Raw genomic sequence first — 12569 nt, forward strand, 5'->3', positions numbered from 1 at the left:
TAGTTGCTAATTCGGGAATAGTAATGCGGTGAGGTACGAGCCGGTCTACGGAGTCGTGGCGACCAGCAGCCAATGCCACCGCGCCGCAGGAGTGGATTCCGACGTCAGTAGGCCTGGCTCGGTCGGCGAGAAGAGCGACTCGCGCTGATCAGCGCTGTTCACGAACTCGGTGCGGCGCTCGCGCACATCGCTCAGCCCCGTGGAGATGACCTCCGGGATGTCGTAGCTGTGCCCCTGGTCGGGAATCTCGATCCACTGGGTGGCAGTGAATCCCGCCTCCTGGTAGCTCGTGCGACCACTGTCGGCCGCCTGCTTGGCCGACCAGGTGTCTTCGTTTGGCTCGAGGGTCCCATCATCGGAGCCAATGAACCAGTACAGCGGCATGGTCGCGATCCGCACATCGTCGACGGCTTCGACGCCGCGCATCGCCTCGCCGCCGCCCATCACGATCGCTCCGCCACCGGCGAACCACCCACGATCGTGAGCCATGAGCTCACTCATCACGAGCTCGGCTCCCCCGGAGAATCCGGTCAGCCAGATGCGGGTCTCATCGACGTCATATGAAGCAAGGACATGCTTGACGAGTTCGCGCGCATACTCGCCTTTATCGGGCACGTTCCACCAGTTGAGGAAATCCTCGTCCTCAATTCCTTCGGGCGTGTGCGGAGCGACGAGCACGAGATTGTGTTCTGCTGCGACGTCCCGCAGGCGCGCCATCGTCTCGTCATCCCCGTAGTTCGCCGTCTCGTCAGACGCGGTATCGCCATCGAAGAAGAACAGCACTCCCGGCCGATCGGTTGCGAGATCCTCACCGACGTAGAGATCGTAGACGTCGGAGTAGCCCGCTTCGCTGAAGGCTAGCCCCATCGTCGTTGTTAACAGCTTATTGCCTTCGGACTCTTCGGCGACCGCTGCAACCACAGGTGATGTCGAGTGCGCTTCGGAGTTGGAAGCGGACATGGGCAGGCCAAGGACTAGGGCGACCAGCGCGGCGCTGGCAGTCACAACGTGTCGGCGCATCATGTCCTCGGGGGAGGATGGACGCTACGCGTCCGGGTGGGCAGCTTGCCTTGCGGCAAGCGGTGTAAGGAGGAGGGCCTCACTATTGATATTTCATCCGGATCTGCCGGTCAAACGCAAGCAGTTTCGCCTCAAGGCGGCGAAAACCACGTCGAGTCTGATCGTCACAATGCTCCCGTGACCCGCGTTCTGCCGCGTCTGCCGCGCGGAGGGATTCCACTACCTTTTGGCTAGCCCGGATCGACGATCACCGAGTTGTGCGGACACGGAAACGGCTCACATACACAAAAACCCGCACAATCGTGCGGGTTTCTGCTTGCGCGCCCGGAGGGACTCGAACCCCCAACCTTCTGATCCGTAGTCAGATGCTCTATCCGTTGAGCTACGGGCGCTGGGCCTTTCGGCACCCTCAACAATAGCGCGCTGAGGGCCGGCCTACCAAATCCTAGGGGCGGTGATCCCCGCGACATTTTTCCTGGCGCCCCCTCGCTCGCTATCTGACGCCATCGGGCATGCATAGCTCCCCGACGTCTTGTCCTGAGTAGGTGATTCGGACCGTTCCACCGCTGAAGATTGGTCCACAGTTCTCGCGCGTAATGTTGCGCTCCAGGCCGTTGCCAGTAATGCCGTTGGATCGGCAGCCTACGTAACTCACGTGGAGCATCCCGGTTGCGGAGCGAACGTGGATAAACTCCCCGTCTTCCTGCCCAGACGCGCAGTTATCGGGGTTGTTGGGACCAAGCCCCATTGGTGCGTCGTACACAGCAGATAGCCAGGAGGCGGCGACGTTGCCGGAGAGCACATGTTCCCCAATGTGTAGCCCCTGGGGGCGATCGGCGGATGTGCCCGTCCCCTCGCTAGCGCCAGCGAAGTACTGGCAGATCACCAGGTCTCCCTGTTCATCTTTTTCTATTGCGCTCGTGGCAGCCCCCGGCGTCGCCACACTCGGGCACCCTAACGGCGTCGTGGATATCGGGACCACGGTTTCCAAGATGCCCGCGGCGAGCGTTTCGTCCACGTCATCTGGCGGCATTCCCACCGTCACGGTAATCGGGCCAACGCTCCGAGAAAATCGCTCATAGCTTTCGAGCGGATCGGGGCTTGTAGGCCCCAGTTCGTCACTGTCCGGCCCTGGCGGTTCAGCTTCGTGCCGGGTGATGCCCTCGACTTTTTCCGCCGCCCAACTCTCAGCAGCAATGCGCTTGAGCGGTTCCTCGCCTTCCGGATCTACCTCGACCCGAACCCAGGGGACGAAGTACTCCCGCGGCATCGGTCCGCACGCGATTGCTAGTACAGCCCAGCTGTGCATCGGGATGACGACTTTGGTGCCCGATTTCGGCGGGTCGTCGGCGATGCACCACTGCGTGTATGGGGGCCAGTCAAAGGTGAACTCGTCTGGGGTCTGGAATGCTACTCCCCCTTGTGCATTCCACCTCCAACCCTCGCGCGCCTGCCCGATACTGCTCGCGGTGCCCGTCGGCGAGGAAGCTGGGGGTTGTTCGTGCTTTCCACCCGCACAGCTTCCCGCCACCAGCACTACGGTGGCGATCGCGGCCAGTCGTACGAACGCCTTCATCATAACCCCCCAGCTCCTCACACCCTTGCTATAGCTGGATCCCCAGCACCCAGACGGCGAGAGTCATCGTCGTCAGAGAAATCAACACGATACCGATGAGGTTCAGCCAGATGCCGCCGCGCACCATGTCACCAATCCGGATATAGCCCGAGCCGTAGGCGATCGCGTTAGGCGGCGTGGCAACCGGCAGCATGAAGGCACAGGTCGCGGCCAGGGCGACCGGAATCACGAGGAGCATGACATCTTGACCGAGCCCCATCGCGACGCCACCCATGATCGGCAGGAACGCTGCAGCGGTCGCGGTGTTCGATGTCATTTCCGTCAGGAAGATGACGAGTGCCGCCACGGCGATAACGAACAGGATGATCGGCAGTCCGCCTAGTCCCTTGGCCTGGTCTCCGATCCACGTCGATAGTCCGGTTGTGGAGAACATGGCGGACAGCGCGAGACCGCCACCGAAGAGGAGGAGAACGTCCCAGGGAATATGTTTCGCGGTGTCCCAGTCCAGCAGGGCCACACCGTGCGCGGGATGAACGGGAATGAGGAAGAGGACGAGGGTGATCGCCATGGCGATGAGTTCGTCAGTGATTCCCGAGTCGGGGAACATCGTGGGAAGGAAGATCCACGAGAGTGCGGCGATGACAAAGACGATTCCGACGAGCTTTTCACCGCGAGACATCGGCCCCATCGCATCCAATTCTCGGCGGATCAGTTCCTTGCCGCCCGGGATCTCATCGATTTCCGGCTTGAACAGCACGTGGGTAAGAAGGAACCACGTAATGAATAGGAAGCCCCAGGCCAGCGGCACGCCAACCAACATCCACTGGCCAAAGCCGATGTTGATGTCGTGGTTGTCCTTGAGGTAGCCGCGCAGCAGGGTATTGGGCGGGGTGCCAATGAGGGTTGACAGCGACGCAATAGAGGCCGAGTAGGCGATGCCAAGGACGAGTGCAATAGCGAAGTTCGACTTGACCCTGCCTTCAGCATCCGTCTTCATCTCTCCGATGAGGGTGAGGACCGACAAGCCGATTGGCAGCATCATGACGGCGGTGGCAGTGTTGGAGACCCACATCGACATGAAGCCTGTTGCCACCATGAAGCCCAAGATCAACATCTTCGGCTTCGTGCCCACCGCAAGCACCGTAATCAGGGCTACCCGGCGGTGCAGGTTCCATCGTTGGAGCGCGAGGGCAAGGAAAAAGCCACCCATGAACAAGAAGATCGTTCCGGAGGCATACGGCGTTGCCGTGGTCTTGAAGTCAGCGACGTGGAAGGCCGGGAAGGCCACCAGAGGAACCAGCGCCGTAGCGGCGAGCGGAATCGCCTCCGTCATCCACCACACACCCATGAGCACAGCGACCGCCGCGGTGAAGGCTAAGCCGTGAGGAGTGAAGGCAGCTTTCCCGCCTTCAACGGCCTTGTCACTGGCCGCCTGCATGGCCTCTGACAGGGTGTCGGGCATGAGGAAATAGACGATGACCGCGAGGATCAGGCCGACCGCGATACCGATCAGCTTCTTTGCCAGGGGAGCTCCGGTCAGTTTGGGTGCATCCTCGCCCGGAGCATGCGCGGTACTTGGGGAGATTTCTGGTGTACTCATGCTGTCCTCTTCTTTGACATGGCTCACAGAGATTTACTGGCACTCTACGGTGAGCCAGATAACAATTCATGCAATTGTGGCGTGCATCAGATAACGATGTGGTGACAATTTCCAGATTCGCCTCAACGGCGTGCGGTACGTTGAATTACGCGACGATCTAGTGCCAAAAACCGCACATTATTGCGGGATGTGTTCATGGCCCGACCTGCGTCGCAGGCCGGGCCATCCAGCTGGCGGAGACGAGAGGATTCGAACCTCCGAGCGGGGATCACCCGCTACTCCCTTAGCAGGGGAGCGCCTTCGGCCACTCGGCCACGTCTCCATAAGCAGAACTAGCTTATCGGTTGCACCGCCGAAGAGAAAAACACAGGTGCATCACGTCGGCTGTTATGCGCGGAGGGTAAGGGATTCGAACCCTTGGTACGGTTGCCCGCACAACGGTTTTCAAGACCGTCACCTTCGGCCGCTCGGTCAACCCTCCCGGTCCCAGGAAGCGTTCACGACCTGGGCCGAACGCTAGTGTATCGCGCACGGCGGAGCTTGCCACAACCGGCAATAATCCTGAAACACTGGGGCCATGCGTGCCATCGATCCGTCCACGTTCGCCATCTCCGACCTACCAACTCCCAAGCCGAAGGACGGTGAGGTCTTGATTCGCGTTCACGCCGCGGGCGTGAACCGGGCAGACCTCTTGCAGCGTGCGGGCCACTATCCCCCACCGCCCGGTGCGAGTGAGATCCCGGGCCTCGAGGTTGCGGGCACCGTCGTCGCCGCGCCCCATACCGCTCAGGGCGTGAGTGTGGGCGATGAAGTGATTGCGCTGCTCGCCGGTGGCGGTTACGCCGAGTTTGTGTGTGCGCCGGCGGTTCAGTGCCTACCGCTGCCCTCGGGCCTGTCGCCCGTGGAGGGCGCCGGCCTTCCCGAGGCCCTCGCAACCTCGTGGCTCAACCTCGTCGACCTCGCAGATATTGCCGAGGGGGACACGGTCGTGATCCATGGCGGCTCGGGCGGTGTCGGCTCGGTTGCTATCCAACTTGCCGCCCGGCGTGGCGCGCGGGTGCTCACGACGGTGGGGAGCGCGGAAAAGGCCGCGCGCTGCCGGGCGCTCGGTGCGGAGGTCGCCGTTGATTATCACGACGAGGACGCAACCGAGCAGTTAAGGCAGTCGGCCGGCGAGGATGGCGTCGCGATCATCCTCGATATTTTGGGCGCCGGCGCCCTGGATTCCAATATCGATCTGCTCGCGCGCGATGGCCGCCTCATCATGATCGGCCTGCAGCAGGGCAGGACGGGGTCGATCAATCTCGGCAGTGTGCTGACCGAGCGATTGCAGATTATCGGCTCAACGCTGCGCGCTCTGCCGGTGGCGCGAAAAGGCGAGATTGTCGCGGCGATGCGGCACGCCGCGAGGCTCATCGCACCACAGATTCATGCGAGCCTGCCGCTGGAAGAGGTGGATCGAGCCCACCAGCTCATGGACGATCCCGCGACCTTCGGCAAGATCATCCTGACACTCGACTAACTACTCACTGAGGTGTGCGACCGCGGGCGCAAACGCGGGCGCGAGCGGCAGATCGGGCATGAGGAGTGCTTGCACCGCGTGGTAGATATCGGGCTTGCCTTCCCAGGTCCCGGCCGCGGGCGAATTGTGGCGATCGAGCTCGTGGATCCACTGCCCCGGCTGCGCGATGAGGAAGCGCTCGATGTAATCCCAGGCCTCGGCCGCGATCGCGGTGAAGCGCTCGGCGAGGGCAGGGTCCGCGAGCGCCGCAGCAATACCGGCGGCGAAGGCTTCGCAGGCGACCCAGTGCATCCGCTCATGGACGACGGGCGTGCCGTCGAAGTCCGTCGTGTAAACATAGCCGGGCTCACCGTCGACGCCGAAGCCCTCTTGGGCGCCGGCCTCGATCAACGCGAGCGCACCGTCCTTGATGCGCGCCGATCCGGCGCGCTCGATCCCGCGGGCTTCTAATTCGGCGAGCGATTGCAGTGCGAGCCGGCCCCACTCGAACCAGTGACCAGGGGTTGCGCCGTAGGGCCGGAACGGGTCGGCGGGTTTATCGCGGTTGAAGTCTAAAATCGGCTCGTAGTTCGTGTCCAGGTGCTCGGGAAAGCGCCACTGGAATTGCGGCGCGAGGTCACCCACGACCCGATCGATGATCCGCACCGCGCGCATGAGATACGTGTCATCGCCGGTGACCGTTGCGGCGGCGAGATAGCTTTCGACGGTGTGCATCGCAGCGTTCACGCCGCGGTAGGCTTCGGCCTCGCTGAAGCGGCGGTCATAGGACTCATAGACCATGCCAGCGTCCTCGTCCCACCAGCGCTCGGTGGATGTCGCGAGCGCATCATCCAAGACGGCCTGCGCACCCTCGATACCGGCGACGCGGGCCGAACTTGCCGCCAGCACGACGAAGGCGTGCGCGTAGGCCTGCTTCCGATCGCCCCCGCCAGCGGCCGGCTCCCCCGTTTCGGCATCGAGCGCGGCAACGTAGCCGCCATAGTCTGCGTCGTGGAAGTGGTCAGCGAGGCTCGCGATCCCGTGGGCCGCGAGCGCTCTGGCCTCCTCGCGGCTGAGCTCTCCGAGGTAGCGTTCGGGCAGCATCGATGCGAGGGCGAAACAGTGCGTCATGCGGCAGGTGATCCACAGTTCGATGCCGCGCTCGGTAAGGATCTCGCCATTGTCACCGAGGTAGCCGAAGCCGAATTCGTGGCGCGCGCGGGCCCCCCAGGCTAGGAGGTCGGCGATCTCACGGGCTCGCGTCTCATCGGTGGGCAACGTCATTGATGCAGTCATACCGCTAGCGTATCGGGCGGCCTCGAGCGACGAAAAGCGGCGGGTAGGTTCGACCTACCCGCCGCCTGTCGACTCGTTATCGGAGCGCTAGCCCTTGACGGAACCGGCGAGCAGACCGCGCACGAAGTAGCGCTGCAACGCCAGGAAGACGCCGATCGGGATGATGATCGAGACAAAGGCGCCGGCCGTGAGCAGGTGCCAGTCCTGTCCACGCGAGCCGGCCATTTCCGCAAGGCGTGCGGTCAGTGGCTGGATCGCGTTGTTGCCGCCCGTGAAGGTCAGACCAACGAGCAGGTCGTTCCATACCCACAGGAACTGGAAGATCGCGAACGACGCGATCGCCGGCACGAGCAGCGGCAGCATGATCTTTAAGAAGACGGTCACGTGCCCCGCGCCATCGACCTTCGCGGCCTCGATGAGATCCCTCGGGATCTCGGCCATGAAGTTGTGCAGCAGGAAGATCGCGAGCGGCAGGGCGAAGATCGAGTGTCCCACCCACACGGCGATATAGGGGAACATCTCCATCGCCGTGGAGCCCGCGAAGATCCGCAGCAGCGGAATCAGCGCCATTTGCAGCGGCACGATCTGCAGCGCAAAGACGGTAATGAACACGACGTCGCGGCCCCGCCACTGCAGCACGGAAAATGCGTAGGCGGCGAGCACGGCTACCGCGAGCGGGATGAGCGTCGCGGGAATCGTGATGACGAGCGAGTTCATGAAGTAGCTTGCCAGCGAGCCGGAGGAGGCTCGACCAAACAGCACCTCGTTGTAGTTGTCCATCGTGAACTGCGGGTCGGTGAAGAAGTTCCACCAGCCCGTGCGCTTAATGTCGCGTTCCGGTCGGATCGAGGAGATGAACAGGCCGAACGTCGGCACCGTCCACAGCGCCGCGATGAGCAGCGCCACGAGCGAACCGACGCGCGAGGTGAGCATGCGCTTCGCGCTGGAGCCGAGGCGGTCATCCTTATCGCGCACGCGCTTGCCCGGCGTATCGGCGGGCTTGTCGCCGTCGTCGGTCTTGACGACCGTCGTTCCGGCGCCCGCGAGATCGCGGGTTCCAGTGGCGGCCACGTCCTCGGGCACGCCGTCCACGGGCGAGACCCGTTCCTTATCGCGATTGGTCTCACTCATGCCCCACGCACCTCCCGGTTAATGAGCATCTGACGAACGTTGTAGACGACGATCGGGATGACCAGCAGGAAGATGATGACCGACAGCGCCGAGCCGGTGCCGTTATTGCCGAAGGTAAACGACTGGTCATACATCTGGTTTGCCAGCACCTGGGTGCCGTACTTCGCGCCCGTCATCGTGCGCGGAATATCGAAGATCTTCAGCGTCGCGATCGTGATCGTCGTTAACACGACGACGAGGGTCGGCCGGATCGAGGGCACGGTGATCGACTTGAACATCTGCCAGGAGTTCACGCCGTCCAGCAGCGCGGCCTCGACGATGTCATCGGGCACCGCCTTGATCGCCGCGGAGAGCAGGACCATGGCGAAACCGGCCTGGATCCAGATCATCACGACGATGAGGAAGAACGTGTTCCACGGCGCGTCTTGCAAAAAGCGCAGCGGCTCTCCCCCAAGCCCCGTGATGACGGCGTTGGCGAGGCCGATCTGCTCCTGGGCCGCGCCCTTGTAGTCGTAGACGAATTTCCAGATGATACCGGCGCCCACGAACGAGATCGCCATCGGCATGAATAGCAGCGTCTTCGCTACCTTTTCAAAGCGCGACTTGTCGATGAGGATCGCGTAAATGAGTCCGATTCCGGTGGAGAGCGTCGGGACGAGCAGCACCCACCAGAAGGTGTTGATGAACGACTGGACGGAGTCCGTGTTCGTGAACACCCACTTGTAGTTATCGAGCCCGACGAAGGTGGTGGAGCGTCGGTCATAAAACGACATCACTGTCGTGCGGATCGCCGGATAGATGAGTCCGACGCCGAGCATGGCTAGGGCGGGACCTGCAAAGATGAGGGGAGCCGCCCAGCGACGCAGCCGTTCTGGCATCCGGTCAGCCAGTTTCGCCAGCGCCATAATGATCGCCACCACCGCGATCAGCGCCAGGACGGCCGCAAGCATCTGGCCAATCTTGGAGTTCAACATGGTGTCAGCCTTCTACAGTCCTGGTTGCCGGTTCGACTGTGGGGACGGCCCCTGATGGTGACCGCCCCCAAGCCGAATCGGCGTCTGTCAGCTAGTTAGCCGGCCAGGACGCTTCGATGTCGTTCAGCACGCCATCGAGGTCCTTTTCCTTGTTCAGCCACTGGGTCATGCCCTTCCAGAAGGAACCGGCACCCACCTCAGAAGGCATGAGGTCCGAGCCGTCGAAGCGGACCACGGAGTTTTCATCCTGGAGCAGCTCGATGGCCTGCTTGAGCACGGGCGAGGAGGCCTTGGAAGCATCCACGGCCTTGTTCGCGCTCGTCACGCCACCGATCTCGACGCGGGTGTTCGCCCACGTGCCGGAGGCCATGTAGGCCTGGACGGCCTCGGTTTCCGGCTTGTCGTTGAACGCGCCGACGAACTCGCCACCGACGAGCAGCGGAACTTCGCCCTCGTTGACCGGAGGCAGCGGGAAGGCGAACGCTTCGCCGTCTTCGCCGACGTTGGTGCCCTGCGGCCACTGCGCCTCGTAGAAAGAGGCCTGGCGGTGCATGAAGCACTCCCCGTCGAGGATCGGTAGGCCGCCGTCGTTAAAGGAGGTGTTGGCGATCGAGCGGGCATCGCCGATGCCGCCGTTGACGTACTTGTCGTCGGTCAGGATCTTGCCGACGTACTCGGCCGATTCCTTGATCTTCGCGTCGTTGAACGGAATCTCGTGGTTGACCCACTGGTCGTAGACGTCGCCGCCGCCGACACGTAGGACGAGGTCCTCGATCCAGTCGGTGGCGGGCCAGCCCGTCGCGCCGCCGGATTCGATGCCCGCGCACCAGGGGCGGGTGGAGCCCTCGGAGTGCTCGGAGGCGATCTTGTCGGTCAGCGTCATGAGCTCATCCCACGTCTTGGGGATCTCGTAGCCGCCCTCCTGGAACGCCTTCGGGGAGTACCAGACGAAGGACTTCACCGAGGCCATCAGCGGCGCCGCGTAGAACTTGTCGTTGACGGTGCCGTAGGCTTTCCAGTCCTCGGTCCAGCCCTCATCGACGAGCTTCTCGACCGACTCGGGGGCTTCCTTGACGTAGTTTTCTTCCACCATGCGCTTGAGCAGGCCCGGCTGGGGGAAGATCGCGAGGTCGGGGGCGTTACCGCCTTCGGCCTGGACGACGATCTGGTTTTCGAATTCGCCGATGCCGTTGTGCTGGACGGTGATGCCCGTGCACTCGGTGAACTTCTCAAAGGTGTCCTGCAGCTGGTCGGCTTCGACCTCGCGAATGGAGGACGTGATCGAGACCGTCTTGCCCTCGTGCTTGCCGTAGGCCTCGAAGTCCGAGCAGTCGGACGAGCCGGCATCGCCGCCGGTATCGCCACCGCCGGTGGTGCTACCGCCGCCACCGCCGCCCAGGTTATCCGCCCCACCGCACGCGGCGAGGGTCAGCGCGATGGCTGCGGCCCCGGCGAGGGTCGCGGCTCCGCGACGTGTTGTGAACGTACGCATGTATGTTCCCTTCTGACTCATCCACCCGCGGAATGCGGATGCGCATACTTCTATGCAAGCGCTTTCAGAGGGAAATATCTACGAGTTGCCGCCGTGCAGCATTACAGTTTGGCAACAATTGTTTACTGACCCGATTTAGGTGGCGGACGCGACGCGAATGCGTCACAAATCGAGATGTCGATTGGAGCGGGCGAGCGCCCACGCGAGCGCGATGACGATGATGACCGCGACGCTCACGACGATCGTCGGCAACCACGGCGAGCCGATCGGCGAGGCGGCGTCAGGCGTCGGCGAGGCCGACGCTGGCACGAAGTCGGGGACCTGCTCGGTCGCGCGCAGCAGCACGCGCTGGCGGAAATCAACCGCTGTGATCGCCCCGCCCACGGCGGCCTTCGCCGCCGCATCAAGGGGCTGCAGCTCCTCCAATTGCGGGTCGACGAGATACGTCGCCGAGTTGGCTGGGTCCCGCAGCAGCAGGCTGCCGGCCTCCGCGCCGGCGACGGCACGCACGATCTGTTCGCTCTGCCCGCCGAGGGCGATAAAGGAGCCATCGGCCGCGATCTCCACGAGGTCGGCGGGCTCGCCGTCGGCCGAGACGACGGCGACAAACTGGGGAGCGCTGTCCGCGAGATCCTCGCGCGTCAGCCGGAGGCCGCTGCCCGCAGGATCCTCAGCCAGCAGGATGAAGCGGGCAAGGGGCCCAAAGGTGAGCTGGGCGCCCGCGAGCTTGCCTCGGGCGGGCGCGGGTGAAGATGTCTCGGTGGCAAGTCCCGCCACGTGGCGTGCCACCTCGCCGTCCGGCTCGACCGCGGCGGTGACGGCCGGCGGGATCTCTCCCAGGTTCGCGTCGTCGGTGGTGGCGAGCGCGAAGGGCGCGACGAAACCGATCGCGAGCATGGCCGCGAGGATGATCGCGATCGTGATCCGCACGTGGCGATTGCGCATCTTTCCTCCTAGACGCTCGCGCGCTCGATGAGCGTCGTCGGGAACACGTTTTGCTCCGGCACGGGCGCGCCCGTGAGCATATCCAGGGCGAGGCTCACGGCGGCTTCGCCCTGCAGCACGGGATCCTGCGCGAGGCTCGTGAGCGCGAGGACCTCGGACAGCTCCGAACCGTCAATTCCCACGATGGCGATGTCTGCCGGCACGCGCAGGTCGAGATCAGCGGCCGCGGCGAGCGCCCCGGCGGCGTGCACGTCGGAAAACCCGAGGATCGCGCTCGTATCGGGCCGGGTGCGCAGCAGGTCTCGGGCGGCGCTGCGGGCGGCTTCGCGATCGTAATCGCAGTGCGCGATCAACTCGTAGTCGACCTCGATCCCGCCGGCGGCAAGCGCATCGACGTAGCCGCGCAGCCGCAGCAGGGGCGGGCCTTCCTCGGCGTCATCGTCGGCCGGTCCCGTCAGGTGCGCGATCGTCGTGTGCCCGCGCCCCAGCAAGTAGCTCGTGGCCTCTCGCGCGGTGGCGTATTCGTCGATGTGGACGCAGGCTTGGCCGGTAACGGCGGGACCGACGAAGACAACGGGGACGTTCAGGGCTTGCAGTTCGGCGAGTTCGCCTGCCAGCAGCGGCAGGGCGACGACGATGACGGCGTCGGCGCGGCGGCGGAGTTTTGCGGCCTGAACGCGGCGGCGCTGGCCGGCGCCGGCCTCGTGCAGGGAGCCCTTGCCCAGGCACAGCAGCGAGGCGGTGAAGCCTTCGTCCTGCGCGGCGCGCACGATCGCCTCGCAGACGTTGGAGGTGAACCACATGTTGAGCTGGGAGCAGACGATCGCGATATTGCGCGTCGCCCCGCTGGCGAGCGAGACGGCGGCGGGCGAGGCGGAATAGCCGAGCTGCTCGGCAACCTGCGTGACCTTGGCGGCCGTCGCGGCCGAGACGTTCGGCAGGCCCCGAAGCGCTCGGGAGACCGTCGCCGTGGACACTCCTGCGGCGCGCGCGACGTCATTGATCGATGGCTCCACGCCCTTCATTGTGCCAAA

Annotated in this window: 10 protein-coding genes and 3 tRNA genes; 1 reads left to right on the forward strand and 12 read right to left on the reverse strand. The window is 64.0% G+C overall.

Features of this window, described 5'->3' with window-relative positions:
- Positions 1–45: 45 nt before the first annotated feature.
- The 6 genes from BLU67_RS06115 to BLU67_RS06140 form a co-directional block, all read right to left on the reverse strand.
- Positions 46–1005, reverse strand: coding sequence for an alpha/beta hydrolase family protein (locus BLU67_RS06115; protein WP_143027350.1), 960 nt, complete (start codon positions 1003–1005; stop codon positions 46–48).
- Positions 1006–1339: 334 nt separating this feature from the next.
- Positions 1340–1412 (reverse strand) — tRNA-Arg (locus BLU67_RS06120).
- 101 nt (positions 1413–1513) lie between these two features.
- The gene (locus BLU67_RS06125) at positions 1514–2599 is read right to left on the reverse strand and encodes a hypothetical protein (RefSeq protein ID WP_092563695.1); all 1086 of its coding nucleotides are present in this window, start codon (positions 2597–2599) and stop codon (positions 1514–1516) included.
- Positions 2600–2624: 25 nt separating this feature from the next.
- On the reverse strand, positions 2625–4196 hold the full coding sequence (locus BLU67_RS06130) for an SLC13 family permease (RefSeq protein ID WP_092563698.1): 1572 nt from the start codon (positions 4194–4196) through the stop codon (positions 2625–2627).
- Between the two features lie 231 nt (positions 4197–4427).
- Positions 4428–4518 (reverse strand) — tRNA-Ser (locus tag BLU67_RS06135).
- A 72-nt stretch (positions 4519–4590) separates the two neighbouring features.
- Positions 4591–4677: transfer RNA gene (locus BLU67_RS06140), tRNA-Ser, on the reverse strand.
- 96 nt (positions 4678–4773) lie between these two features.
- Here BLU67_RS06140 and BLU67_RS06145 point away from each other — a divergent pair.
- Entirely contained in the window at positions 4774–5718 is a 945-nt protein-coding gene (locus BLU67_RS06145; RefSeq protein WP_092563701.1) for an NAD(P)H-quinone oxidoreductase, read from the forward strand.
- Here the strand turns inward: BLU67_RS06145 and BLU67_RS06150 are convergent, their stop codons facing one another.
- From BLU67_RS06150 to BLU67_RS06175, 6 genes are all read right to left on the reverse strand, one after another.
- Entirely contained in the window at positions 5719–6993 is a 1275-nt protein-coding gene (locus tag BLU67_RS06150) for an AGE family epimerase/isomerase (protein ID WP_092563704.1), read from the reverse strand.
- Between the two features lie 87 nt (positions 6994–7080).
- Positions 7081–8124: a carbohydrate ABC transporter permease gene (locus BLU67_RS06155; protein WP_222842398.1), complete on the reverse strand. Its 1044-nt coding sequence runs from the start codon at positions 8122–8124 to the stop codon at positions 7081–7083.
- The gene (locus BLU67_RS06160) at positions 8121–9098 is read right to left on the reverse strand and encodes a carbohydrate ABC transporter permease (RefSeq protein WP_092563706.1); all 978 of its coding nucleotides are present in this window, start codon (positions 9096–9098) and stop codon (positions 8121–8123) included. The genes BLU67_RS06155 and BLU67_RS06160 overlap by 4 nt, the downstream gene beginning before the upstream one ends.
- A gap of 91 nt (positions 9099–9189) precedes the next feature.
- Positions 9190–10590, reverse strand: coding sequence for an ABC transporter substrate-binding protein (locus BLU67_RS06165; protein WP_092563709.1), 1401 nt, complete (start codon positions 10588–10590; stop codon positions 9190–9192).
- Positions 10591–10752: 162 nt separating this feature from the next.
- Positions 10753–11535: a hypothetical protein gene (locus tag BLU67_RS06170; RefSeq protein WP_092563712.1), complete on the reverse strand. Its 783-nt coding sequence runs from the start codon at positions 11533–11535 to the stop codon at positions 10753–10755.
- A gap of 8 nt (positions 11536–11543) precedes the next feature.
- Complete coding sequence (locus BLU67_RS06175) at positions 11544–12551, reverse strand: LacI family DNA-binding transcriptional regulator (RefSeq protein ID WP_176780715.1); 1008 nt, start codon at positions 12549–12551, stop codon at positions 11544–11546.
- Between the last annotated feature and the right edge of the window lie 18 nt (positions 12552–12569).

It is taken from the genome of Bowdeniella nasicola (genome assembly GCF_900107735.1).
GTDB classification, from domain to species: Bacteria; Actinomycetota; Actinomycetes; order Actinomycetales; family Actinomycetaceae; genus Bowdeniella; species Bowdeniella massiliensis.